The organism is Sphingomonas suaedae (genome assembly GCF_007833215.1).
GTDB lineage: Bacteria > Pseudomonadota > Alphaproteobacteria > Sphingomonadales > Sphingomonadaceae > Sphingomonas > Sphingomonas suaedae.
The window spans coordinates 3834890-3860273 of the sequence record NZ_CP042239.1; the positions used below are offsets into that span (position 1 = coordinate 3834890).

Annotated in this window: 22 protein-coding genes; 11 read left to right on the forward strand and 11 right to left on the reverse strand. The window is 65.8% G+C overall.

Going from position 1 to position 25384, the window contains the following annotated elements:
- Positions 1–3 precede the first annotated feature (3 nt).
- Entirely contained in the window at positions 4–1254 is a 1251-nt protein-coding gene (locus tag FPZ54_RS18160) for an N-acetylmuramoyl-L-alanine amidase (protein WP_239019635.1), read from the reverse strand.
- 459 nt (positions 1255–1713) lie between these two features.
- On the opposite strand from FPZ54_RS18160, the gene FPZ54_RS18165 reads away from it, so the two are divergent.
- The 5 genes from FPZ54_RS18165 (at position 1714) to FPZ54_RS18185 (ending at position 8441) form a co-directional block, all read left to right on the forward strand.
- Positions 1714–4392 (forward strand): Rne/Rng family ribonuclease, encoded by a 2679-nt coding sequence (locus tag FPZ54_RS18165; RefSeq protein WP_145849216.1) that lies wholly within the window; start codon positions 1714–1716, stop codon positions 4390–4392.
- 157 nt (positions 4393–4549) lie between these two features.
- Positions 4550–5899, forward strand: coding sequence for a M48 family metalloprotease (locus FPZ54_RS18170; RefSeq protein ID WP_145849217.1), 1350 nt, complete (start codon positions 4550–4552; stop codon positions 5897–5899).
- Positions 5896–6651, forward strand: coding sequence for a DsbA family protein (locus FPZ54_RS18175; protein WP_239019636.1), 756 nt, complete (start codon positions 5896–5898; stop codon positions 6649–6651). The genes FPZ54_RS18170 and FPZ54_RS18175 overlap by 4 nt, the downstream gene beginning before the upstream one ends.
- Positions 6652–6717: 66 nt before the next feature.
- A complete protein-coding gene (locus FPZ54_RS18180; RefSeq protein WP_145849218.1) occupies positions 6718–7674 on the forward strand; it encodes an ABC transporter ATP-binding protein in 957 nt (318 codons plus the stop codon).
- A complete protein-coding gene (locus FPZ54_RS18185; protein WP_145849219.1) occupies positions 7671–8441 on the forward strand; it encodes an ABC transporter permease in 771 nt (256 codons plus the stop codon). The genes FPZ54_RS18180 and FPZ54_RS18185 overlap by 4 nt, the downstream gene beginning before the upstream one ends.
- A gap of 95 nt (positions 8442–8536) precedes the next feature.
- Here the strand turns inward: FPZ54_RS18185 and FPZ54_RS18190 are convergent, their stop codons facing one another.
- Both FPZ54_RS18190 and glpX read right to left on the reverse strand, forming a co-directional pair.
- Entirely contained in the window at positions 8537–9298 is a 762-nt protein-coding gene (locus FPZ54_RS18190) for a CPBP family intramembrane glutamic endopeptidase (RefSeq protein WP_145849220.1), read from the reverse strand.
- Positions 9299–9338: 40 nt separating this feature from the next.
- Positions 9339–10310 (reverse strand): class II fructose-bisphosphatase, encoded by a 972-nt coding sequence (gene glpX, locus FPZ54_RS18195; RefSeq protein WP_145850032.1) that lies wholly within the window; start codon positions 10308–10310, stop codon positions 9339–9341.
- A gap of 170 nt (positions 10311–10480) precedes the next feature.
- On the opposite strand from glpX, the gene ppc reads away from it, so the two are divergent.
- On the forward strand, positions 10481–13156 hold the full coding sequence (gene ppc, locus FPZ54_RS18200) for a phosphoenolpyruvate carboxylase (protein WP_145849221.1): 2676 nt from the start codon (positions 10481–10483) through the stop codon (positions 13154–13156).
- Between the two features lie 169 nt (positions 13157–13325).
- On the opposite strand, the gene FPZ54_RS18205 is transcribed toward ppc, so the two are convergent.
- The 4 genes from FPZ54_RS18205 to FPZ54_RS18220 form a co-directional block, all read right to left on the reverse strand.
- Positions 13326–13721, reverse strand: a complete 396-nt coding sequence (locus tag FPZ54_RS18205) for an acyl-CoA thioesterase (protein ID WP_145849222.1) — start codon at positions 13719–13721, stop codon at positions 13326–13328.
- Between the two features lie 69 nt (positions 13722–13790).
- On the reverse strand, positions 13791–14204 hold the full coding sequence (locus FPZ54_RS18210; protein ID WP_239019637.1) for an ExbD/TolR family protein: 414 nt from the start codon (positions 14202–14204) through the stop codon (positions 13791–13793).
- Between the two features lie 90 nt (positions 14205–14294).
- Complete coding sequence (locus tag FPZ54_RS18215; RefSeq protein WP_145849224.1) at positions 14295–14636, reverse strand: DNA primase; 342 nt, start codon at positions 14634–14636, stop codon at positions 14295–14297.
- A gap of 81 nt (positions 14637–14717) precedes the next feature.
- A complete protein-coding gene (locus tag FPZ54_RS18220) occupies positions 14718–15959 on the reverse strand; it encodes a multidrug effflux MFS transporter (RefSeq protein ID WP_145849225.1) in 1242 nt (413 codons plus the stop codon).
- 103 nt (positions 15960–16062) lie between these two features.
- Between FPZ54_RS18220 and FPZ54_RS18225 the strand changes: the two genes are divergently transcribed.
- From FPZ54_RS18225 to FPZ54_RS18235, 3 genes are all read left to right on the forward strand, one after another.
- Positions 16063–16554 (forward strand): hypothetical protein, encoded by a 492-nt coding sequence (locus FPZ54_RS18225; RefSeq protein WP_145849226.1) that lies wholly within the window; start codon positions 16063–16065, stop codon positions 16552–16554.
- A gap of 141 nt (positions 16555–16695) precedes the next feature.
- Positions 16696–17646 (forward strand): isopenicillin N synthase family dioxygenase, encoded by a 951-nt coding sequence (locus tag FPZ54_RS18230; protein ID WP_145849227.1) that lies wholly within the window; start codon positions 16696–16698, stop codon positions 17644–17646.
- A 128-nt stretch (positions 17647–17774) separates the two neighbouring features.
- A complete protein-coding gene (locus tag FPZ54_RS18235; RefSeq protein ID WP_145849228.1) occupies positions 17775–19067 on the forward strand; it encodes a homoserine dehydrogenase in 1293 nt (430 codons plus the stop codon).
- 87 nt (positions 19068–19154) lie between these two features.
- Here the strand turns inward: FPZ54_RS18235 and FPZ54_RS18240 are convergent, their stop codons facing one another.
- The 3 genes from FPZ54_RS18240 to gyrB form a co-directional block, all read right to left on the reverse strand.
- On the reverse strand, positions 19155–19502 hold the full coding sequence (locus tag FPZ54_RS18240) for a hypothetical protein (RefSeq protein WP_145849229.1): 348 nt from the start codon (positions 19500–19502) through the stop codon (positions 19155–19157).
- A gap of 54 nt (positions 19503–19556) precedes the next feature.
- Positions 19557–19949, reverse strand: a complete 393-nt coding sequence (locus tag FPZ54_RS18245) for a septal ring lytic transglycosylase RlpA family protein (protein ID WP_145849230.1) — start codon at positions 19947–19949, stop codon at positions 19557–19559.
- Between the two features lie 90 nt (positions 19950–20039).
- Positions 20040–22595 carry a DNA topoisomerase (ATP-hydrolyzing) subunit B gene (gene gyrB / locus FPZ54_RS18250; protein ID WP_145849231.1) on the reverse strand — a complete coding sequence of 852 codons (2556 nt, stop codon included), beginning with the start codon at positions 22593–22595 and terminating at the stop codon, positions 20040–20042.
- Between the two features lie 126 nt (positions 22596–22721).
- Here gyrB and FPZ54_RS18255 point away from each other — a divergent pair, with 126 nt between their 5' ends.
- Together FPZ54_RS18255 and FPZ54_RS18260 are read left to right on the forward strand one after the other, a co-directional pair.
- The gene (locus FPZ54_RS18255; RefSeq protein WP_145849232.1) at positions 22722–23135 is read left to right on the forward strand and encodes an ester cyclase; all 414 of its coding nucleotides are present in this window, start codon (positions 22722–22724) and stop codon (positions 23133–23135) included.
- Positions 23135–23728, forward strand: a complete 594-nt coding sequence (locus tag FPZ54_RS18260) for a TetR family transcriptional regulator (protein WP_145849233.1) — start codon at positions 23135–23137, stop codon at positions 23726–23728. The genes FPZ54_RS18255 and FPZ54_RS18260 overlap by 1 nt, the downstream gene beginning before the upstream one ends.
- A 7-nt stretch (positions 23729–23735) precedes the next feature.
- On the opposite strand, the gene FPZ54_RS18265 is transcribed toward FPZ54_RS18260, so the two are convergent.
- The gene (locus FPZ54_RS18265) at positions 23736–25343 is read right to left on the reverse strand and encodes a GNAT family N-acetyltransferase (protein ID WP_145849234.1); all 1608 of its coding nucleotides are present in this window, start codon (positions 25341–25343) and stop codon (positions 23736–23738) included.
- Positions 25344–25384: the final 41 nt, after the last annotated feature.

A 25384-nucleotide genomic window follows, 5' to 3' on the forward strand; every position in this document is an offset into this window, starting at 1 on the left:
AACCTAGCGCGACGCCATCCGTGTCGCGAAATGGATCGCCACCGCGCGATTGACGCTTTGCGCGATCCGCTTGCGGCCGTCGCGCGAATTGAGCAGCGCGACATCCCCGGGGTTCGAGATATAGCCGGTTTCGAACAGGATCGACGGCATGTCCGGCGCCTTGAGCACCAGCAGCGATGCCATACGATGCGGGTTTTCCTTCACCGGGATCAGCCCCTGTGCCTCGCGGCTGAGCAGCCGGGCGAACTTTGCCGACGCGTTCATCGTTTCGCGCTGGGTCAGGTCGATCAGGATCGAGGAGACGTCACGATTCTGGCCGTCGAGGTCGATCCCGGCGAGAATGTCGGACTTGTTCTCGCGCGCGGCGAGGCGCGCGGCTTCCTTGTCCGATGCGACTTCCGACAGCGTATAGACGGTTGCCCCGCTGGCGCTTGGCGTGTGCGCCGCGTCGCAATGGACCGAGATGAAGAGCGCGGCGCCCAGCTTGCGGGCGATTTCGAACCGGTCGCGGTGGATCAGGTAGCGATCGTCCTCGCGGGTCAGCGCGACGCGCACCCGGCCCGATGCGACCAGCTCGTCGCGGATCGCCTTGGAAATCTCGAGCGCAAGATCCGCCTCGTGCAGTCCGTCCGCCGAGATCGAACCGGGGTCGCGACCGCCATGGCCGGGATCGATCACCACCAGCGGGCGATCGTCGTCACGGCCGTAAATGCGCGGCAGCGTGAATGGTGCGGGCTTGGGGGGCACCGGGGCGGAGACGCTATAGACGTGGCGGCTGGACGCGCGCGCGAAGCTGAACGGCGGGAGGAAGCTCATCCGGCCTTCCGCGGCAGCGCGGGCGAAGCGGGCATCATCGACCGTGCGCAATTCCAGCGTCAGCGTCGCGCCATCGGCTGCGAAGCGCCCCTCGGTCACGATCGCCGGACGGGCGAGGTCGAACACGACGCGCGCGCCGTCGCCATGCGCGGCCTGTCGCACCGCTGCGACCGGGCCGCGTGTCCGGTCGGGCGCAGCGCCGGGGCGCGCGCCCATCAGATCGATCGCGATCCGGTTCGGCCCGGCGAGCAGAAAGCTGCTCGCCTCTGCCACCCGCGCGTCGAAGCGGATCACGATGCGGCTCGACTGGACGTCGATGTCGCGAATGGTCCCTGCCCAACTCGGCGCGCCGTTCAGAAAGCCGGCGAGGAGGGCGAGGAAAAAAGACACCCGGGCGATATGCCGCGCCGGGCTGGGGGGGGTCCAGCCCAAAAGCATGCACAGTTACTCACAACAAATGTAACCCTGACCCTCCCGATCTAGACCCCGGCACCTTCCATCGCAGTGAAGCGGTGCGGTTAATTCCTGATTCGGCATGTTTTTGCCGCTGCGGCGGCATGAAGTTGCCGCTGGACGGATCGCACGCGAAATGTTGCCGCGCCGCGCGGCGGGTGCTAGGCAGCGAGCCTGTCGGACCGCATCTGCGTATCCGGCAACCCATCGTCGGCCCCATTTGGCCCGGCATTTCAGGTTGACGCTGCATGAGGCAATTTCCGTCCATCCCGCACCGCACCGCTCAGGCGGTCGCGCGCGCGGCGGCGGAGGCCGGGACCCACGGGTCCGGCCGTGCCAGTGCAGCAGAGGCATCACCAAACCCCTGCGCCCCCGCTTTGACGGGGCGCAATCTTGTTCGCGCGCCGCGGCTGACATCCGCCCGGCGCGCCCGGAGACTCATCAATGACCATGCGTATGCTGATCGACGCACGCCACCGGGAAGAGACCCGCGTGGCGGTCGTCAAAGGAAACCGAATCGAGGAGTTTGATTTCGAGAGTGCCGAGCGCAAACAGCTCAAGGGCAATATCTATCTGGCAAAGGTAACCCGCGTCGAACCGTCGCTTCAGGCGGCGTTCGTCGAATATGGCGGCAATCGCCACGGCTTCCTGGCGTTCAGCGAAATCCATCCCGACTATTATCAGATCCCCAAAGAGGATCGCGAGGCGCTGTTGCGCGAGGAAGCCGAGCACGCCGCCGAGGAAGCCGCGCTGCGCGAGGCGGATGACGGCGACGAGGATCATGACGACGAGGACGGCGAGGTCGAGGTGCTCGAGCGTCCGGCCGACGAGGACGAGGAACATGCCGAGGCGGCCGAAGGCGACGCCGAGGGTGAAGGCGAGTCCGGCAAGGGCGGTCGCCGCCGTCGCGGGCGCAAGGGCAATGACGATCAGGTCGAGGCGCTGCGCCAGCGTCGCATGAGCCTGCGCCGCCGCTACAAGATTCAGGACGTGATCCGCCGCCGCCAGGTGCTGCTGGTTCAGGTCGTCAAGGAAGAGCGCGGCAACAAGGGTGCGGCGCTGACCACCTATCTGTCGCTCGCCGGTCGCTATTGCGTGCTGATGCCCAACACCGCGCATGGCGGCGGGATCAGCCGCAAGATCAGCTCGGCTGCCGATCGCAAGCGCCTCAAGACGATCATGTCGGACCTGAAGCTGCCGCCGTCGATGGGCTGCATCGTCCGCACCGCCGGGCTTCAGCGCACCAAGACCGAGATCAAGCGCGACTTCGACTATCTCGCCCGGCTGTGGGACGAGATTCGCGAAAAGACGCTGCAATCTTCGGCGCCCGCTCTGGTCTATGGCGACAGCGACCTGATGAAGCGCGCGATCCGCGATATCTATAACAAGGATATCGACGAGGTGATCGTCGAGGGCGATGACGGCTATCGCCAGGCCAAGGACTTCATGAAGCTCCTGATGCCGAGCCACGCCAAGAAGGTGAAGCATTACAGCGACGCCGTGCCGCTGTTCCAGCGCGCCGGGGTCGAGGAGCAATTGTCGGCAATGTACCACCCGGTGGTGCAGCTCAAGTCCGGCGGCTATCTCGTCATCAATCCGACCGAGGCGCTGGTGTCGATCGACATCAACTCCGGCCGATCGACTCGCGAGCATTCGATCGAGCAGACGGCGACCGCCACCAACCTTGAGGCCGCGCAGGAAATCGCGCGCCAGTTGCGGCTGCGCGACATGGCCGGCCTTGTCGTCATCGACTTCATCGACATGGACCACTCGTCCAACGTCCGAAAGGTCGAGAAGGCGATGAAGGAGGCGCTGAAGAACGATCGCGCCCGCATCCAGGTCGGCCGGATCAGCGCGTTCGGGCTGATGGAAATGAGCCGCCAGCGGCTGCGCACCGGGGTGCTCGAAGCGTCGACGCGCCAGTGCCCGCATTGCGAGGGCACCGGGCTGGTCCGCACCGCATCGTCGGCGGGGCTCAGCGCGCTGCGCATGATCGAGGACGAGGCCGCACGCGGCCGCGGGTCGCACATCACGCTGCGGTGCAGCCAGGAAGCGGCCTTCTACGTCCTCAACAACAAGCGCGCCGACATCGCCGAGATCGAGGATCGTTATGGGGTGAGGGTCGAAATCCTCTCCGACGGCGAGCTGGAAGGCGCGCGCATGTCGGTAGAAGCGAGCGGCCCGCCGCCGCTGCACGCGCCCAAATTCGCTGCCGCGATCGAAGAGGTCGAGGAGGATGTCGTCGAGGAGATCGACGAGGAGGAAGAGGACGAAGAGGTCGAGGCACGCGCGCCGCGCGAACGTCGCGAGCGTGACGAGGGCGACAGCGAGGCCGGGCGCAAGCGCCGCCGCCGCCGCCGTGGCCGTCGCAATCGTCGTGACGACGAATCGGACGCGCCGCGCGACGACGCCGCCGAGGCCGAATCGGATGGCGCAGACAATGCCGAGGGCGAGGAGGAGGCCGCGAACGCGGCCGAGACCGTGGCTTCGGACGAGAATGGCGAGCCGCGCAAGCGCCGCCGTCGTGGTCGCCGTGGCGGTCGCCGTGGTGCCGGAGAGGGCGAGGGCGCAGAGGAAACCGCCGAGGCGGCAGAACCGGAAGTCCAGCCCGAGCCGGTTGCGGACGCGGTTGACGCGGCCCCGGCCAAGCCCAAGCGCAGCCGTCGCAAGAAAGCCGATGTCGAGGCCGAGGCGGCGCCCGCTGCCGACGCCGATGCCGCTGGCACCGATGGCGTTCGGGCCGAGGCGGTGAGCGAAGAGGCTCCTGCGGAGGCGGAAGCTCCGGCCAAGCCGAAGCGGACTCGCCGCAAAAAGGCCGATACGGACGCGGCACCGGCCATGGCCGAGACGGCGGCGGTGGAAACCGTGGCTGCTGAGGCTCCCGCTGAGACCCCGGTCGCTGAGGAAGCGCCTGCCAAGCCGAAACGGACGCGTCGCAAGAAGGTCGATGCCGAACCCGTTGCCGCAGAGCAGCCGGTTGCGGTCGAAGCCGTCAGCCAGGACCTTGCAGCGCCCGCTGCCGTATCTGCGTCACCCGAAAGGTCGGAGGGCGAGACGGCCGGAGGCGATGAAGAAAGCGGATCTCCGCGCCGCGGCTGGTGGCAGCGCACCTTCGGCGCCTGACCGATCGGAAGGTCAGCCAGAACAGGGGCGGGGGCGCGATCAGTGCGCCTCCGCCCTTTTTTCAGGCCGCGTTCATCCGGCTCGGGCCATCGTGCGCACCATGCGTCCGGTCAAACCGACCGTTGATCGCGGGGGATTTTCCGCCATGATGCCGCCGATGAAGCGCCTAATCTCCCTGTTCGCGCTGCTGTTGCTGCTGTGCGTCACCAGTCCTGCCTATGCCCAGTCGATCCTGCGCGATGCGGAGAGCGAGGCATTGCTGGCGGATATGTCGCGCGACCTGATCCGCGCGGCGAACCTGTCGCCGGCCAATGTCCGGATCGTGGTCATCAGCGATCCGTCGATCAATGCGTTCGTGGCGGGCGGACAGGCAGTCTATCTCCATTCCGGGCTGATCGATGCCGCCGGCAGCGCGAACGAGGTTCAGGGCGTGATCGCGCACGAGCTCGGCCATATCACCGGGGGGCATGTGCCCTTGCAGGGACGGATGGCCCAGGGCGCGACGGGGATCACGATCCTGAGCCTGTTGCTCGGGGCTGCGGCGATGGCGGCGGGGTCCGCCGAAGCGGGCGTCGGGTTGATGCAGCTTGGACAACGGGCGGCACTCGGCAATTTCCTCGCCTTCAGCCGTGCACAGGAAGCGACGACCGACGCCGCGGGCGTCAAGTTCCTCTCGGGCGCGGGCATCACCGGCAAGGGAATGCTGGCCTTTTTCAAGCGGCTCCAGCAGCAGGAATATCGCTGGGGCCTCAAGCGCGGCAGCGAGACCAGCTATGTGATGAGCCACCCGATGTCGGGCGAGCGCATCTCGACGCTGACCGCCGATCTTCAGGCGGATCCCGCTTGGAACAAGCCCAGCGATCCGGACATCGAGGCGCGATTCCAGCGCGTCCAGGCTAAGCTGCGCGGCTATGTGGCCGAGCCCAAGGACACGCTGCGCCGCTACCCGGCAAGCGACACAAGTATCCCCGCACATTATGCGCGCGCCTATGCCTATCATCTCGGCGGCTATCCCAAGGAGGCGGCGGGCGAAGCGATGGCATTGGTGAAGGCCGAACCCAAAAACCCCTATTTCCTGGAGCTGAAAGGTCAGATCCTGCTCGAATCGGGCAAGCCGAAAGAGGCGCTGGTCCCGCTGCGCGAGGCGACGACGCTGACCAATTACCAGCCGCTGATCGCGACCACATTTGGCCATGCCCTGCTCGCGACCGAGGATCGCGCGCATCTGGAAGAGGCGGAGAGGGTGCTGCGGCAGGCGGTGGCGCGCGACAAGGAAAACCCCTTTGCCTGGTATCAGCTCGGGATGCTGTATGAACGCAAGGGCGACACTGCACGCGCTGCGCTCGCCACGGCGGAGCGGGCGAGCATGATGGGCGATTATGGCCGCGCCATCCCCAGCGGCCAGGCGGCGATGGCCGGGCTGCCCCAGGGATCGCCGGACTGGATTCGTGCGCAGGATATCGTCATGGCCGGACAGGGCATGATGCAGGACAGGAAGCGCAAGTGATCGAACGATTGGCGAAAAGCCCGCTGGCGCTTGTCGGCACGCTGGTGTTGTCCGGCGCGATCGGTGGCGCACTGGTGCTTGGCGTGCAGGCGTTGACTGCCGGATCGGACGGCGAGCAGGACGACAAGGCGATCGGTCAGGTCGTGCGCGACTATGTGCTCGAAAACCCCGAACTGCTGCCCGAGGCGATGAAGCGGTTGCAGGAGCGCGAGAGCGGCAAGGCGGTCGCGGCCAATCGCGCCGCGATCTTCGAACCCTATTCGGGCGCCTGGGAGGGCAATCCCTCGGGCGACGTCACCGTTTCGGTATGGATGGACTATGCGTGCGGCTATTGCCGCGCCAGCCTGCCGATGATCGCGCGGTTGATGGCCGAGGACCCGCGCGTCCGCATCGTCTATCGCGAACTGCCGGTGTTGAGCGAGGGGAGTCGCGTCGCCGCACGCTGGGGCCTCGCCGCTGCGGAGCAGGGTAAGTTCAAGCCTTTTCACACCGCCCTCTATTCCGCCGGACAGCTGAGCGAGGCATCGATCGCATCCGCGGCGGCTTCGGCGGGACTCGACACTGCGCGCGCGGAACAGGCGATCGGCAGCGAGCGGGTCGAAGAAGAAGTCGCACGCAACCTCGACACCGCGGGCAAGCTGGGTGTCACCGGGACGCCGAGCTGGGTGATCGGCGATCAGGTGATCTCCGGCATGGTGCCCTATGAAGTTCTGAAACAGGCGGTCGAAGCCTCGCGCACCAAGGCGAAATAACCGGCGCGGCCTTGTTCCGCCCATGCCCCCACCCTAGATGGCGCGCTCCACATGCGGGGGCAGTCTATGCAGCCGATCTTATCCGGGCACCCTATTTTATCTGTTAGGGGCGTCAGCAAGACCTATGCCTCCGGGCACAAGGCGCTGGGCGCAGTCGATCTCGATATCAACCAGGGCGAGATTTTCGCGCTGCTCGGGCCGAACGGCGCAGGCAAGACGACGCTGATCAACATCATCTGCGGTATCGTCACGCCCAGCAGCGGGACGATCACCGTCGATGGCCATGACACCATCGCCGATGCCCGCGCCGCGCGGATGAAGATCGGGCTGGTGCCGCAGGAATTGTCGGTCGACATGTTCGAAACGGTGCTGGCGACAACGCGCTACAGCCGCCGCCTGTTCGGTCGTGCGGGGCACGACGCCTATATCGATCAGGTGCTGAAAGACCTGTCGCTCGACGACAAGCGCAAGTCGAAGATCATGGAATTGTCAGGCGGCATGAAGCGCCGCGTCCTGATCGCCAAGGCGCTGGCGCATGAACCCGAAATCCTGTTCCTCGACGAGCCGACTGCGGGCGTAGATGTCGAACTGCGGCGGGACATGTGGAAGCTGGTCCACCGGCTGCGTGAGCGCGGGACGACGATCATCCTGACGACCCATTATATCGAAGAGGCCGAGGAGATGGCCGACCGGGTGGGCGTCATCAACAAGGGCGAATTGCTGCTGGTCGAGGAAAAGGCCGCGTTGATGAAGAAGCTGGGCAAGCGCGAAATGGATATCGCGCTGGTCGAGCCGATGACCGTGATTCCGGGCGAATTGGCGCGATGGCAGCTGAGCCTGGAGGATGAGGGGCACCGGTTGCGCTACACCTTCGACGCGCAGGCGGAGCGGACGGGCATCCCGTCGCTGCTGCGCACGCTCGCCGATCTCAACATCGCGTTCAAGGATCTCGATACGTCCAAGTCGAGCCTTGAGGACATTTTCGTCGACCTGGTGGCGGCCAAGCGGGAGGAAGCGGCGTGAAGGGATTCAACCATCACGGCGTCTGGGCGATCTATCGCTTCGAAATGGCGCGCGCGCTGCGCACCTTGTGGCAGAGCCTGGTCACGCCGGTCATCACCACCGCGCTCTATTTCGTGGTGTTCGGCGGGGCGATCGGCAGCCGGATGCAGGAGCTGGACGGCGTTTCTTACGGCAGCTTCATCGTGCCGGGGCTGATCATGATGAACCTCCTCCAGCTGTCGATTTCCAATGCCTCGATCGGCATCTATTTCCCCAAGTTCACGGGCACCGTCTATGAACTCCTCTCCGCCCCGGTATCGGCATGGGAGATGGTGCTGGGCTATGTCGGCGCGGCGGCGACCAAGTCGATCGCGATCGGACTGCTGATCCTGGTCACCGCGATGCTGTTCGTCGATGTGCCGATCGCGCATCCATTCATGATGCTGACGATGCTGGTGCTGACCGCGGTGACGTTCAGCATGTTGGGCTTCATCATCGGCATCTGGGCCAAGGGGTTCGAGCAGCTCTCGTTCGTCCCCGCGCTGATCGTGACGCCGCTGACGTTCCTGGGCGGTGCGTTCTATACGATCAACATGCTCCCCGAACCGTGGCGCACGGTGAGTCTCGCCAACCCGGTCGTCTATCTGGTCAGCGGCTTCCGCTGGGCGTTTTTCGACAAGGGCGATGTCGCGATCGGGATCAGCCTGGGCTTCACCGCCGCGTTCCTGCTGGTCTGCCTCGGCGTGATCGGCTGGATCTTCAAGAGCGGTTGGCGTTTGAAGAACTAGCGCTTTGCTGAGGCGGCACCGGCCCACTCCCCACGGGTCCCCGCAAAGTAGTACTTTGCGGGGTTACCCGCACCCGGCCACCCATTCAGTATATTCTATGGGTGGCCGGGTGGGGGAGTGGGCCGGTGCGGTCTGACGAACAACGGCCGGATCACGAGCGCGTTGAGGTTGAGGAGCGCGTGGACGGTCATGGCGAACCAGAGCTGGCCGGTGGCGAGATAGAGGATCGCCAGCAGCGCGCCGACCAGCGTCGACATCGCCATGCCGACCCAGCCCTGGTAGCGATGGGCATAGGCGAACAGCGCGATGGCGAGCGCCATGCCGACCTCCGCGCTGCCTGACACCCGCGCCGCGAATAGCGGAAGGGCGAGGCGGAAGAACAGTTCCTCGACGATCCCCGCGACGATGCCGAGCGCTGCGGTCCACCCTATTTCCCCTGGCGTGCGGGGGAGCAGCGCCGCGATCTTGCCCGCCATCAGCTGGCGCTTACCACGCCGTGCGCGCCACCAGGCGATCAGCAGGCCGGCCAGCGATCCGCCGCCGAACCCGGCCAGCACCGCAAGCTTGAGGTGGAGGATATCGCCCCCGAACCCGGCGAGCGTGCGCGCCGGTTCGATCAGCGGGTCGAACGCGACCGGCGGGCTCGCCAGCGCGCTCAATTGCCCTGCCAGCAGCAGTGCCGCCAGCGCGCTTGCCCCGAAGGCGAGCGGCGCGCGGCGCATCCAGCGGCGATAGCGGCCGATCCGGTCGTCGCGCCCGATGCCGCCGCCATCGCCACGGACGTACCAGAGATAGGCGGCGGCAAGCGCGGCGAGCAGCAGCGCATCGAGCGGCGCGAACGGCAGGGCGCCCGTCAATCCGCGCCCGTCAGATCAGCATGAGCCCCCGGAACAGCGCTCATCGATCGGTGCGATGTTCGCCCTTGACCCAGCGGACGGTGCCCGAACTGGCGCGCATCACGACGCTCTCGGTCGTCATCTTGCCCTTCATCCGCTTGACTCCCTGAAGCAGCGAGCCGTCGGTTACGCCGGTTGCGGCGAAGATGCAGTCACCCTTGGCGAGTTCGGACAGGTCGTACTGTCTGTCGAGATCGGTGATGCCCCATTTGCGGGCGCGGGCGCGCTCATCCTCATTGCGGAACAACAGGCGGCCCTTGAACTGGCCGCCGACGCAGCGCAGCGCGGCGCAGGCGAGCACGCCCTCCGGCGCGCCGCCCTGGCCCATATAGACGTCGATCGTGGTGTCGGGGTCGGTGGTGGCGATCACCCCGGCGACGTCGCCATCGCCGATCAGCACGACGCCGCAGCCGAGCGAGCGCAGTTCGGCGATCAGCTTTTCGTGGCGCGGACGATCCAGCACGCAGGCGATGATCTCATGCGGCTCGACGCCCTTCACCGCGGCGATCGCGCGGATATTCTCGGTCACCGAGCGGTCGAGGTCGATGGCGTCGGCGGGGTACCCCGGGCCGACCGCGATTTTGTCCATATAGACGTCGGGGGCGTTGAGCAGATTGCCTTCCTCGGCGATCGCCAAAACGGCGAGGCTGTTGGGACCCGCCTTGGCGCAGATGGTGGTGCCTTCCAGGGGATCGAGCGCAATGTCGATCTTCGGCCCCTTGCCCGGCGCCGATCCGACCTTTTCGCCGATATAGAGCATCGGCGCCTCGTCGCGCTCGCCCTCGCCGATCACGACGGTGCCGTCCATATAGAGTTCGTTGAGCGCAGCGCGCATCGCCTCGACCGCGGCGGCATCGGCGGCCTTTTCGTCGCCGCGACCGACCAGCGTCGAAGCGGCGATCGCCGCGGCTTCGGTCACGCGGACCATTTCGAGGACAAGGACGCGGTCGAGAAGCTGGCTGGCGGGCTGCATGGGCTGGGCGGTCCTCATTTTTGCTGTGTCACCGGGGCGATAGGTGGGCGCGCCGGGCTTGTCGATGCCCGCCAACGCTGTCAGTCCACGCAAATCGACATGGGCGGCGGGATGGTAACAGACGATACCGACTCGTTGACGTGAACCATCCCGCAGTGCAGCACGCGCCCATGGCCAGTTCACCCCCGATCACCAACAATCCCGATGTCCGTTTTCTGGGCCGCGTCCTTGGCGATGTGATCCGCGCCTATGGCGGCGAACCGCTGTTCCGGCGGATCGAATATATCCGATCGGCGTCGGTCGACCGGCACCGCGGCGTTGCCGGGGCGGACTCGATCGATCCGGGGCTGGACAGCCTCAGCCTCGACGAGACGCTCGATTTCGTGCGCAGCTTCATGCTGTTCTCGATGCTCGCCAATCTGGCGGAGGACCGGCAGGGGATCGCCGCAGAGCCCGGCGCGGATGTCGAACATGCCGTTGCGAAGCTGAAGGAACATGGCATCGGCCGCGATCGGATCGCGGAGCTGCTCGAACATGCGCTGGTCGCCCCGGTGCTGACCGCGCATCCGACCGAGGTGCGGCGCAAGTCGATGCTCGATCACCGCAACCGCATCGCCGAACTGATGCGGATGAAGGACGAGAAGATCGCCGAAACCCCGGACGGCGATCTGGTGGATGAGGCGATCGTGCGCCAGGTGGCGTTGCTGTGGCAGACGCGAGTGCTGCGCTTCGAGCGGCTCTATGTCGCGGACGAGGTCGAGAATGCGCTGTCCTATCTGCGCGACGTGTTCCTGCCGACCTTGCCCGCGCTCTATGCCCGCTGGGATCGCGCGCTGGGCAGTCGCGTCCCGCCCTTCCTGCGCCCCGGCAACTGGATCGGCGGCGATCGCGACGGCAATCCGTTCGTCACCGCAGAGTCGATGCGCCTTACGCTGGCGCGCTCGTCGGAAGCGGTGCTCGCCCATTATCTCGACGCGGTCCATGCGCTGGGCGCGGAAATCTCGATCTCGGCGCACCATGCGCGGATCGACGACGGGGTTCAGGCGCTGGCCGATGCGAGCGGAGACGCGGCGGCAAGCCGCAGCGACGAGCCTTATCGCCGGGCGATTTCGGGCATCTATGCGCGGCTCGCCGCGACCTATCGCGACCTGACCGGCAAGGCACCGCCACGGCCCGGCGCGCTCAAGGGCGAACGTTACGCCGACCCGGCGGCCTTCCGCGCCGACCTGTCCGCCATCGCCAAGGGGCTGGCTGCGCAGGGCGGAGAGACGCTGGCGTCGAGCGGCGCGCTGGGGCGGCTGATCCGTTCGGTCGATATTTTCGGATTCCACCTCGCGACGCTCGACATGCGCCAGAATAGTGCGGTGCATGAGCGCGTCGTCGGGGAATTGCTGAAGGTCGCGGGGGTCGAGGGCGATTATGCGTCGCTGGACGAGGACGCGCGTGTCGCGCTGCTGCGTCGCGAACTGGCGAGCCCACGGCCGCTGACCAGCCGCTATGCCGACTATAGCGACGAGACCGCGTCCGAACTCGCCATCGTTCATGAAGCGGCACAGGCGCATCAGCGCTACGGCCGCGCGGCGATCAGCCAATATATCGTGTCGATGGCGCAGTCGGTTTCCGACCTGCTGGAGGTCAACATCCTCCTCAAGGAAGCGGGCCTTTACATCCCCGGCGAGACGCCGCAGGCGCATGTGATGGCGGTGCCGCTGTTCGAGACGATCAGCGATCTGGAGGCCGCGCCGGACATCATGCGCGCCTGGTTCGCGCTGCCCGAGATCGCCGCGATCTCGAAGGCGCGCGGGCATCAGGAAGTGATGATCGGCTATTCCGATTCGAACAAGGACGGCGGCTACCTCACCTCGACCTGGGGCCTGTCCAAGGGATCGACCGCGCTCAAGCCCGTGTTCGAGGAGGCCGGGATCGGGATGCAGCTGTTCCATGGCCGCGGCGGTGCGGTGGGGCGCGGGGGCGGCTCGTCCTTCGCGGCGATCCAGGCGCAGCCGCCGGGCACGGTGCAGGGCCGCATCCGCATCACCGAACAGGGCGAGGTGATCGCCGCCAAATATGGCACGCGGGAAAGCGCGCAGACCAATTTGGAGGCAATGGCGTCGGCGACGTTGCTCGCCAGCCTGGAGCCGCAGCGGCTGTCGGATGCTGACGCGGCGCGGTTCGAAGGGGCGATGGAGCAGCTTTCGACCACGGCGTTCGCGGCCTATCGCGACCTCGTCTATGGCACCGAAGGGTTCACCACCTTTTTCCGCCAGATGACGCCGATCGCCGAGATCGCCGGCCTAAAGATTGGCAGCCGTCCGGCGAGCCGCAAGAAGAGCGACGCGATCGAGGATCTGCGCGCGATTCCCTGGGTATTCAGCTGGGCCCAGGCGCGAGTCATGCTGCCGGGCTGGTATGGCGTGGGGCAGGCGCTTGCCGCGTTCAAGGATCGCGGATTGCTGCGCGAGATGGCGGCGGGCTGGCCGCTCTTCGCTTCGACGCTGGCGAATATGGAGATGGTGCTGGCGAAGTCCGATATGGGCATTGCCGGTCGCTATGCCGCGCTGGTCGAGGATCGCGCATTGGCGGACGGTATTTTCGGGCGCATCGGTGACGGCTGGCGCATGACGCACGACCAGTTGCTGGAGGTGACGCGGCAGACGCGGCTGCTGGAGAAGCATCCGGCGCTCGAGACGTCGATCAAGCTGCGCCTGCCCTATATCGAGCCGCTCAACCTGCTTCAGGTCGAACTGCTCAAGCGGCATCGCGCGGGCGAGACCGATCCCAAGATCGAACAGGGCATATTGCTGTCGATCAACGCGATCGCGACGGCACTGCGGAATAGCGGCTAGCCATTCCTCCCCTGAGCTTGTCTCAGGAGAGGGGGACCGCCCGCGCAGCGGGTGGTGGAGGGGTGGCCGCGCAGACGGCCGTGAACAGCTCGGCAAAATTCCGCCCTCTGCGGGGCGGCCCCTCCGTCAGCTTCGCTGCCCCCCCCCCTGCGGGGCAGGGGAGGATTTTTTAGTCCCCCAGAAACGGCGCGGCGATTTCGGGTCGCACCCGGACCAGCCGTCCGCTGGCGCGGTCGAGCATCGCCCAGGTCGATACTGCCTCCACCTTGACGCGGCCGTCGGCGTCGGTGAAGCGCATATGGCGATCGAAGCGCGCGCCCTTCGGTGGGTCGGGGACCCAGGTTTCCGCAGTCACCGTCTCGCCCGCCTTCACATTGCCGCGATAGTCGATCTCGTGCCTAGTCACGACCCAGATATAGGCGTCCCGATGCGCGGGCGGCGCCACCGCGTTCCAATGCGCGACCGCCACATCCTGAATCCACCGGACCCAGACGGCATTGTTGACGTGCCCCAGCTCGTCAATGTCGTCGGGCCGGGCGGTGATGTCTTGCGTGAAGCGCGCCATGGCAGACGAATAGGGGAGGATCGCGGGTCGCGAAAGTGGCGTCGACCCGCGCGCCCTCAATCCGTGCCGTCAGTCGAGAGTCATCGCCTCATGGCCGACAAAGCCCAATTTGGTCACCCCGGCACGCTTCACCACTGCCAGCACATCGTCAAACCGTTCGTAGCGCGCGGCGGCGTCGGTCTTCATGTGCAGCGGTTCGTTCGCCGCGACGCCTGAAGCGAGCAGGGCGGGGAGCTGCGCGTCGGCGATCCGGGCGCCATCCCAGCTCAGCGTGCCATCGGCGGCGATATCGAGCCGGTGGGTAATGCCGTCATCCGGCTTGCTCACGCCGGTCGGCAGATCGACGGGAATCTTGTGGCTGGCGATCGGGATGGTGACGATCAGCATGATGAGCAGCACCAGCATCACGTCGATCAGCGGGGTGATGTTGAGCGCGCTGAGCGGTTCGAACTCATTGCGGCGATAGGTAGCGGCGCGGGCCATCATAATCTCCTCTCAAAAAAAGAGATGGTGTATCATGACACAAATCCGACACCGCGCAAGCCGCTATCGTTGCATGTTCTGGTTCCGCGATCAGGGACTCAGTGCCGTGGACGTGCTGTCGTCCAGGCCATCCTCGTCGATCGTACTGGAATCGAATTCGGTTTGGGCCGCATCCTCTTCGGCATCGACATCTTCATCGGGATCACCAATCTCTTCCTCGGTCGGTTCATCGGCGAGGCCAAGGACATCGTCCTCGTCATCCTCTTCGTCGATTTCCTGACCCAGATCGGGGTCGAGATCGGTCAGCAGGACGCCATTGCTCGGGCCGCCGCCGGTTGCCTCGAGTATTTCGGCACGCTGACTTTCGTCATAGCCGTCTTCGTCATATCCGTCGTCGCCGGTTCCTTGCCCCGGCACCTGATGACCACCCATGTTCAACGCCTCCGTCAGATTTTCCTGGAGGCGCGAACGGCGGGCGGGCGCGGCTGGTTCCGCGCGTTGCGACGAGCGCCTTCAGTTGCGGCGAAACAATTTGCCGCGTTCGGTCACGAAAACGATGCCGAGCGCCGCGAGGCCGAGCACGGTGAAGCCGATATAGAGCGGCACCGTCGTGCCGTCGAACGCCTGGCCGATCACCGCGCCGAACACCGCGGCGCCCAAGGTCGCGATAAAGCCTTGAAGGCTGGAGGCGCGCCCGGCGATCTCCCCCATATTCTCCATCGCCATTGCCGAGAAATTGGAATTGGCAAGGCCCATCGCCGCCATCATCGGTGCCTGCAACACGATGAAAACGACCAGATTCTCGCCCCCCAACAGGATCACCGCGAGATGGACCATGGCGAGGATCGTGGTGACCAGAATCGCGAGGTGCGACAGGAAGCGCATCCCGAACCGCATCACCAGCCGCGAATTGGCGAACGCGCTGACCGCCATCAGTCCGGCGACCGAGGCGAACACCACCGTCAGCAGTTCGGGTCGCTTGAATACGTCATAGACGATCTGCTGGATCGAACCGATGAAGGCGAAGAAGCAGCCGGTGATCGCCGCGGTCGCGAAGGTATAGCCCACCGCCCAGCGATCGCGGAACATGATGCGATAGCCGCGCCAGATCTCGCGCAGGTCGAGCGGGTTGACCGACTTCGGGTCCAGCGTTTCGGGCATTCGGATCAGGAACCAGGTGAGCACCAGCGCCGCGACGATGCCGATTCCGCCGAAGATCAGCCGCCACGATCCGAAGATCATCACCATCAACTGGCCCCAGGCGGGTGCCAGGACCGGGACGACCATGAACGTCATGAACGCAAGGCTCATCACCCGTGCCATCGCCCGGCCCTGGAAGCAGTCGCGCACCAGCGCCACGGTCACCACGCGTCCGGCCGCGACCGCAGCGCCGCTCGCCGCGCGTGCGACCAGCAGCAGTTCGAAGCTCGACGAGAAGGCAGCGACGACGTTGGTGACGACATACAGCGCGAGGGCAATGCCGATCACCGGCTTCCGCCCGAACCGGTCGGCGAGCGGGCCGTGGAACAGCTGGCCGACGGCGAAGCCCAGCATGAAGGCGGTGATGATGTACTGGCGATGATTGGGCTCGCTGACTCCCAATTGCTCGCCGATCGCGGGCAAGGCGGGCAGCATCGAATCGATCCCGAGCGCGGTCAGCGCCATGATCGATGCGATCATCGCGACGAATTCGCCCATCGGAATGGGGGACCGGTCGATCGGTTCGGACTGGGAAATCTCTGTACGCGCGTCCATTCGCGGTCCCATGCCGCATCGCAACCGATGCGTCACCCCGTGAATTGACGTTCACGACAAACCCCGTTAGTGTATTGCTCAAATAACACGCTTGGAGACTGTGATGAAAACCATCTGGCTCGCACTTCCCCTTGCCGCCGCGCTTACCGCGTGCGGCGACGGCGAGGGGACAACGATCTCGATCGAGGGCGATAACGGATCGGTGACGGCGAAGGCCGACAAGGACGGCCGGGTCGAGGTCAAGGCGCCGGGCTTCGAGGGATCGATCAAGCTGCCCAGGTTCAGGATGGATGCGGACAATTTCGATATCGACGGGGTAAAGCTCTATCCCGGATCGACCATCTCCAGCCTGAATATCGAGGATCGCGGCGGCGATGCCGCCAAGGGCGGGGTGCGGGTCGCATTTGATGCGCCCGCCGATGCCGAGCGTGTCCGTGCCTGGTTCCGCGAGCAGATGGAGGGCGCGGGCTTCACCGTTACCGGCAACCGTGCCGAACTGACCGGAAAAACGGGTAAGGGCAGCCCTTATACGCTGAAGATCGATCCGGCGGGCGAGGGCAAGAGCCGCGGTACGCTGTCCGTTACCGAGGGCTGAGATTTCGCAACCCGCCGTCCGGAAGCGTAGGCGGACGGCGCAGCGGGAGGGGCGCACGGCACCGCGCCCCTCCCGCGCCACTGTTCGATCACGCTCAGAGCGATTATCTGCGGGGGAATCGTTTCCCGGAGTCGCTTTGAAATGCCCGATACCCTGTTAGCGCAAGTCCCGCTCGTCAGCCTCGCCGATCAGGCGGGCGATCCGCAGGGATTTGCCGCCGTGCTTGGCGGTTCGTTCGAGCGGTTCGGCTTTGCGATGGTGCGCGATCACGGCATCCCGCAGGATCTGGTCGATCGCGCCTGGGCGATGACCAAGGCGTTCTTCGACCGCCCCGAAGCCGAGAAGCGCGGCTATTTCATCGAAGGCGGCGGTGGCGCGCGCGGCTATACGCCGTTCAAGACCGAGATCGCCAAGGGCGCCACCCATGTCGACCTCAAGGAATTCTGGCATATCGGCCGCGAACTGCCCGAGGGGCATCGCTTTTCGGCCTTGATGGCGCCGAATGTCTGGCCCGATGCGCCCGAGGGGTTCCGCGAGACCTTTATCGAGCTGTTCGCCGCGTTCGATACGGCGGGCGACAAGCTGCTCTCGGCGATCGCGGTGCATCTCGGGCTTGCGCCCGACTGGTTCGACCATGCGGTCGCGGACGGCAATTCGGTGCTGCGCCTGCTCCATTATCCGCCGGTGACCGAGGATGCGCCCAATGTGCGCGCCGGCGCGCATGAGGACATCAACCTCATCACCCTGTTGCTCGGCGCCGAGGAGGCCGGGCTTGAACTGCTCGACAAGGATGGGCGCTGGCTGCCGGTCAAGCCGCCCGAGGGCGCGCTGGTCGTCAATGTCGGCGATATGCTCCAGCGGCTGACCAACCATGTCCTTCCCTCGACCACGCATCGCGTGGTCAATCCGCCCGTCGAGCGGCGCGGCCATTCGCGCTATTCGATGCCCTTCTTTCTGCATCCTGCGCCCGATTTCCTCATCAAGGCGCTGCCGCAATGCGTGAGCGAGGAGAATCCCGAGCGCGAGCCGCCGATCACCGCGCACGACTATCTGGCGGAGCGGCTGGCCGAGATCGGCCTGACCAAGAGCTGAGCGGCGGCCTTCCGCACAAACCGGGGGTTGGCTGGGGGCGATATTTTCTCGCCCGGACTTGCGTGCCCTCGGGGTTTCCTCTGCCCCGCCCCGTCCCCTAAGGGGGAGGGGCAATTTCGAGGATGACCATGACCGAACCGCTCCGCGTCGCACTTGCAGGACTTGGCACCGTCGGGGCGGGCGTGATTCGCCTGATCGATGCCAATGCCGATCTGATCGCGCGCCGCGCCGGGCGGCCGATCGAGATCGTTGCGGTGTCGGCGCGCGACCGGTCAAAGGATCGCGGCGTCGACATCACGCGCTTCGACTGGATCGACGACATGACCCAGCTCGCGCATCATCCCGATGCCGAGGTGGTGGTCGAGCTGATCGGCGGATCCGACGGACCGGCGCTTGCGCTGGCGCGGGCGACGCTGGCGGCGGGCAAGGGGCTGGTCACCGCCAACAAGGCGATGATCGCGCATCATGGCCTCGAACTCGCCGAGATGGCGGAGAAGACCGATACGCCGATGAAGTTCGAAGCTGCGGTCGCGGGCGGCGTTCCGGTGATCAAGGGGCTGCGCGAGGGCGCGGCAGCCAATGTGATCGACCGCGTCTATGGCATCCTCAACGGCACGTGCAATTTCATCCTGTCGAAGATGGAAGCCGAAGGCCGCGACTTCGACGACGTGCTCGCCGAGGCGCAGGCGATGGGTTACGCCGAGGCCGATCCTGGTTTCGACATCGATGGCGTCGATGCCGCGCACAAGCTCTCGATCCTAGCGAGCCTTGCGTTCGGGACACAGCCCGCGTTCGGGGACGTTGCCGTCGGCGGCATCCGCGACGTGGTGGCCGCGGATATCGCCGAGGCGGCGGCGCTGGGCTATCGCGTGCGCCTGCTGGGCATCGCCGACCTGAATGGCGAGGGGCTGTTCCAGCGCGTCCATCCGCACCTCGTCCCCTTCGCGAATCCGCTGGCGCATGTCACCGGCGCGACCAACGCGGTGGTGGCGGAGGGCAATTTCGTCGGGCGGCTGCTGTTCCAGGGCGCTGGCGCGGGCGACGGGCCGACCGCGAGCGCGGTGGTCGCCGATCTGATCGACATTGCGCGCACCGAATTCGGCCCGCCCTATGCGATGCCGTCGGCGAGCCTCGCGGCGGAGCCAGCGGCGCCCACCGGCGATCGCCGCAGCCGCGCCTATCTGCGCTTCACCGTGCCCGACAAGGTCGGCGTGCTGGCCGAGATCGCGGCGGCGATGCGCGATGCCGGCGTGTCGATCGAATCGCTGATCCAGCGCGGCGCGATGGCCGATGGCAGCGTGCTGCTGGTGATCGTGACGCATGAGGGCCCCGAGCGCTGCGTCGCGCAGGCGCTGGAAAAGCTGCGCGGCTCACAGAGCCTGTCTGGCGAACCGATGTGGATGCACATATTGGGCGAGTGAGCGGGCGGGGCGGCTGGCATTTGCCTTGTGATTCCGCCCCTGAGCTCGCTCAGGGGAGCGGGACCGCCGCCAAAGGAAAGTGAGGCGTCACGGCGCGGGTTCGCGTTTGCGCACCACCTTGCCGTCGAACCCCACGCCCACCGTCACCCCGACCATCCCCCTGCACTGCGCCAGGAACGGGCCGGAGACGCCGCACTGAAACATCGTATCCTCAAGGACGCGTTCGGTCTCTGCCGGCCGATTGTCCACTGTGCGGGCGGTGACGAAGGGAACGCGATATTTCTTGTCCGCCTCACGCAAGGCGCAGATGGTGACCTCGTCGGGGTCGGCGGTCGCTTTGCAGGGAATGACCGCGCGGGTCTTTTCGCGATAGGCGGCAATCGGATCGGCATCGGGGCCGGACTGGAATGCCAGGGCGAGCAGCAACAGGGGCATGATGTCGAACCTCCCGCTCGGCCCATAGCATGGTCGCGGCCAGTCGGGAACGAGTCAGTCGGCGCCCGCCAGCTGATCCTCGACGACGGAAATCTCCACCAGCGCTCGCCCGCGCCGGACGATGCCGAGTTCGCGCGCGGCGGCTTCGGACAGGTCGAGCACGCGGCTCTTGTGGAACGGCCCGCGATCGTTGACCCGGACGACGACGCTTCGACCGGTCGACGGGTCGGTCACGCGGAGGCGGGTGCCGAACGGCAGGGTACGGTGCGCGGCGGTCATGGCATCGGGATCGAAGCGTTCGCCGCTGGCGGTGCGGTTGCCGGCATGGGCATCGCCATAATAGCTGGCCACGCCGCTCGCGAGGGCCGTCGAGGCCGAAGGCGCCGCATCCTGCGCGACTACAGGCGCCGCAGCGATCAACAATGTGAAAGCGATGAATCCCCGCATCGATCCGGCCCCTTATTCCGGTGGCGGCGATGAAACAGAAGCGGCACCGGACGGCAATCCATCCAGCGCCGCAATGTTGGGATTCCGCGATCAGACGTCGAGATTGGCGACGCTGAGCGCATTTTCCTGGATGAATTCGCGACGCGGTTCGACCACATCGCCCATCAGGCGGGTGAAGATTTCATCGGCGACGTCGGCCTGATCGACCTGGACAACCAGCATCGAGCGATTGGCCGGATCGAGCGTGGTCTCCCACAATTGCTCGGCATTCATCTCGCCCAGGCCCTTGTAGCGCTGGATCGACAGCCCCTTGCGCCCGAATGCGAGGATGGCGTCGAGCAGCTGGCTGGGCCTCGAGACCAGAGCCTCTCCCTTGGCGGCGGTGACGGGGGCGCCCGCCTCCTCGCCGTCGGCCGGCGCCTCGGCTTCGGCGGCATCCGCAGCTGCGCTCGCCTTGGACGAGATCAGCCTGGAAGGGACGAGATATTTGTCGGCATGTTCGACCGCAAGCGCGTGGAGTTTGCGCGCTTCGGCGGAGGCGAGGAACGCCGCCTCGACGATATGATGGTCGGTCACGCCGCGCCATGCGCGTTCGAAATGATAGCCGCCATCCTCGGTCACGCGTGCCGACCAGCGCGCATCGGCGTCCGCCGCGTCGAGCCGGGTGACGACCGTGGTCAGGCTTTCGGCGCGCTGGTCGCGCGTCGCCTGCGGGTCCAGCCCGTGACCCAGCGCCAGCGCCTCGATGATCATCGGATCGTAGCGCCGCGGGACGTAGCGGACGAGGGTGCGCATACGGCGGGCATGTTCGACCAGGTCGCGCAGATCCTCGCCGGTACGGTGGACGCCAGCCGTATCGAGCACGGTGCCGCCGACACCCGCATCGACCAGATATTGGTCGAGCGCGGCATCGTCCTTCAGATAGACTTCCGACCGCCCCTTGCTCGCCTTGTACAGCGGCGGCTGGGCGATGAAGAGGTGCCCGGCCTCGATAATCTCGGGCATCTGGCGGTAGAAGAAGGTGAGCAGCAGCGTGCGGATATGCGCGCCGTCGACGTCGGCGTCGGTCATGATGACGATCTTGTGGTAGCGCAGCTTCTCGATATTGAAGTCGTCGCGGCCGATGCCGGTGCCCATCGCCTGGATCAGGGTGCCGATTTCCTTGGACGACAGCATCCGGTCGAAGCGCGCGCGCTCGACGTTCAGGATCTTGCCGCGCAGGGGCAGGATTGCCTGGAAATGACGGTCACGGCCCTGTTTGGCGGAGCCACCTGCTGAATCGCCCTCGACCAGGAAGAGTTCGGACTTGGCGGGATCGCGTTCCTGGCAGTCGGCGAGCTTGCCGGGGAGCGAGGCGATATCCATCACGCCCTTGCGCCGCGTCAGTTCGCGTGCCTTCTTCGCGGCTTCGCGTGCGGCGGCGGCGTCGATCACCTTCTGGATGATCTGCCGCGCGTTCTGGGGATTTTCCTCAAGCCATTCCGCCATCTTGTCGGCCATCAGGCTTTCGAGCGGCTGGCGGACCTCGCTGCTGACCAGCTTGTCCTTGGTCTGGCTGCTGAACTTGGGATCGGGCAGCTTGACCGACACGATGGCGGTCAGGCCTTCGCGCATATCGTCGCCGGTCAGCGTGACCTTTTCCTTCTTCAGAAGGCCCGACTTATCGGCGTAGTTGTTGATCGTACGCGTCAGCGCGGCGCGGAAGGCGGCAAGGTGCGTGCCGCCGTCGCGCTGCGGGATGTTGTTGGTGAAGCAGAGGACGTTTTCGTAATAGCTGTCGTTCCACTCCAGCGCGACGTCGATGGTGACGTCGTCGCGGGTGCCGGCGATCGCCACCGGATCGGGCATCAGCGCGGTCTTGTTGCGATCGAGATATTTCACAAACGCGGCGATGCCGCCCTCGTAATACAGCTCGACTTCCTTCACCTCTTCATGCCGCGCGTCGCGCAGGAACAGGCGGACGCCCGAATTGAGGAAGGCGAGCTCGCGATAGCGATGCTCGAGCTTGTCGAAGTCGTACTCGATCTGGTTCTTGAACGTGCCGCCGTCGCCGGGGGTCTTCTCGGTCGAGGCGAGGAAGGTGACGCGCGTACCCTTCTTCCCGTTCGCCGGGCCGATCACCTTGAGCGGCGCCACGGCGTCGCCATAGGCGAAGCGCATGTAATGCTCCTCGCCGTCGCGCCAGATGTTGAGATCGAGCCATTCGCTGAGCGCGTTGACCACCGAAACGCCGACGCCGTGCAGGCCGCCCGACACCTTGTAGGCATTGTCGTCGGACGTGTTTTCGAACTTCCCGCCTGCATGGAGCTGGGTCATGATGACCTCGGCGGCGCTGACGCCTTCCTCGGCATGGATGCCGGTGGGGATGCCGCGGCCATTATCCTCGACGCTGACCGACCCGTCGGCGTTCAGCTGGATGATGATCTTGTCGCAATGCCCCGCCAGCGCCTCGTCGATCGCGTTGTCCGAAACCTCGAACACCATATGGTGGAGGCCGGACCCGTCGTCGGTGTCGCCGATATACATGCCCGGCCGCTTGCGAACCGCGTCCAGGCCCTTGAGGACCTTGATGCTGTCGGCGCCGTAGCTGTTGCTGTTGGGGGTGTTTTCGGGGGTTTTATCGTCTTCGGATGCCATGCCCAGCATATAGGGTCGCGACCCCCACAACGGAAGCGAAATGCGTCTTTCCGATGACTATTGCGAATCATGTCGCGTTATGAGATATGAATCTCATAACGGTATTTCTTCTATGGGAAAGGGAGGACGGGAACAATGCTCAGCGCGGCACAGATGGACAGCAGGATGGACGCGCATTTCGCGTTCGAGATGCACGACGACGTGGAAGGGGTGCTCACCACGTTCAGCGACGATGTCGAGCATGATATCGTCGGTTGGCCCACTGGCCCCGTCCATGGCCCCTCCGCCGCGCGCGGATTTTACGAGGCGCTCTTCGCCGACCTGGCCGACGGACGTGTCGAATGCCTCCGACGCCTCCATGGCGACCGCTTCCTCGTCGACGATTCGATGTGGCACGGCCGCGCGGTGGGGCGGCCGTTCGGGCTGGAGGGGCGGGGGCGCCCGCTCTCGTTCCGTTTGCTTCATGTGGTTGAATTCACCGACTCCGGCGCGATCAAGCGGGAGAATGTCTGGATCGACCTCGCGGCCATCCAGGCCCAGCTCGCCTGATGGCGCGAGACAATCAGCGCCAGCGCACGCGCAAGGACCTGCTCGACGCGGCGGCGCGGCTGGTCGCCGAGGGCGCCACGCCCGGCTTCGACGAGGTGGCGGCGGCGGCACGCGTTTCGCGGGCGACGGTCTATCGCTATTTCCCGGGGATCGATGCGCTGCTGACCGAAGCGGCGCTGCATGTCGCGATGCCCGGGCCGGATCTGTTCGACGCAAATGCGCCGAGCGATCTGGTCGAGCGGCTCACGCTTGCCGATGGCGCAGTCGCCGCGATGATGGCGCGGACGGAGCCAGCCTTGCGGGCGATGCTGGCAAGCGCCGTCCAGCAGGGAGGGGGCGAGGCGGGCCCGGCACGCCAGAATCGCCGTTCCCCGCTGATCGATGCGGCGATTGCCGGTGCGGGCGAGCGCTTCCCCGCGCCGGTGGCAACGATGCTCTCCAACGCGCTCGCGCTAGTCATCGGGACCGAGGCGATGATCGTGTTCAAGGATGTGCTGGAGCTGGAGGACGGCGATGCCGAGGCGGTCCGCCGGTGGATGATCCGGGCGCTGGTCCGTGCCGCCCGTGACGACGCAGCGGGGACCGTGGGCTGACCCGCGCTTATCCCCCGCCCGGTCCCTTCTTCTCATGCCCGTGGCCGATCGGCATCTGTTGCTCGCCGCGCGGGCTCTGCGTCCAGTCGATGCGGTAGAGGTCGAAGCGGCGGTCGGTGAGGTTGCGCACCGTTCCCTCGGCGCGCGCCCAGGTGAGGTCGGCGAGGTTGACGTCGGCGATGGTCAGCGTCTCGATATTTTCGCTCGCCTCCGCCGCGATGCCGTCGCGCGCGAAGGGGAAGTCGCACGGCGTGAGGATACAGCTCTGGGCGTACTGGATGTCCATATTCTCGACGCCGGGGAGGTTGCCGACATTCCCGCTCATCACCACGAAACACTGGTTCTCGATCGCGCGGGCCTGGGCGCAGTAGCGCACACGCATATAGCCCTGGCGGCTGTCGGTGCAGAAGGGAACGAAGATGATCCGTGCGCCCTCGTCCACCAGCCGGCGGGCGAGTTCGGGGAATTCGCTGTCATAGCAGATCAGGACGCCGATCGGGCCGCAGTCGGTCTGGATCACGTCGACGCTGTCACCGCCCTTGATCCGCCACCAATAGGCTTCGTCGGGGGTGGGGTGGATCTTCTCCTGCGCATGGACCGATCCGTCGCGCAGGCAGACATAGGCGACGTTCTGGATCTCGCCATCGTCGGTATAGGTCGGATGCGACCCGCCGATGATGTTGACGTTGTACGACAGCGCCAGCTCCGACAGCCGGTCGACCAGCGGCTTGCGCCAGCTGGTGAGCTTGTCCAGCGCCTGGGCCGGGGTCAGGTCGTGCGGCTCGAACGAGAGCAGCGACAGGGTGAACAGCTCGGGGAACACCACGAAGTCGGAGCGATAGTTGGACGCGACATCGACGAAATATTCGACGTTGCGCAGGAATTCGTCGAAATCGGCGACGGCGCGTGCCTGAAGCTGAACGGTGGCAAGCCGGACGCTCTCGATATCGCGCGGGACGCGATGGGTCGGCGGCTCATTCGGATCGACATAGGGATTGCGCCAGACCATGTGCGCGGCATGGCCGCCCGACGGCTTGTCCTCCGGCAGATAGTCGGGAAGCACCCCGATCGGGCGAAAGCCGTTGGCGATTTGAAAGCCGAGCGTGGGGTCGCGAATCTCCCCCTCAACCACCTTGTCGATATAATCCTGTGGCCCGTCGATTCGTGTCAGTGAACGGCGAAAATTGGGCATTCGCGCGCCGAACACGATGCCTTTCAGGTCGAGCCGCTCGACCAGCATCCGCCGCGCGTCATAGAGTCGCTTGCCGATGCGCAGCCCGCGCTGTTTGGACGCGACGACCATTTCATAGCCGTACAACCAGTCGCCGGTGGGATCGTGGCGGCTGCCGAAGCCGTTGCCGGTGATGGATTCCCAATCGTGCGGCGCGAGCGCCACTTCCTCGTCGATCCGGCTCGCCGCACAATAGCCGACAACCTCGCCTTCATAGAGCGCGACAAACACACCGGATGGGTAGTTGTTGATATGGCCGCGGATCATGCCCGCGCTGTAGTTTTCGACGTTGCGATAGGTTTTGCGCGTCAGCGCCAGAATGCCCGGTATGTCTTCGGTCGTGGCGTTGCGAATTTCGAGCTTGGCGGGGGTGGCTCTGGTCATCGATGCTCCGGTTCTGCGACGCTTTTCGATACGCGCGCGAT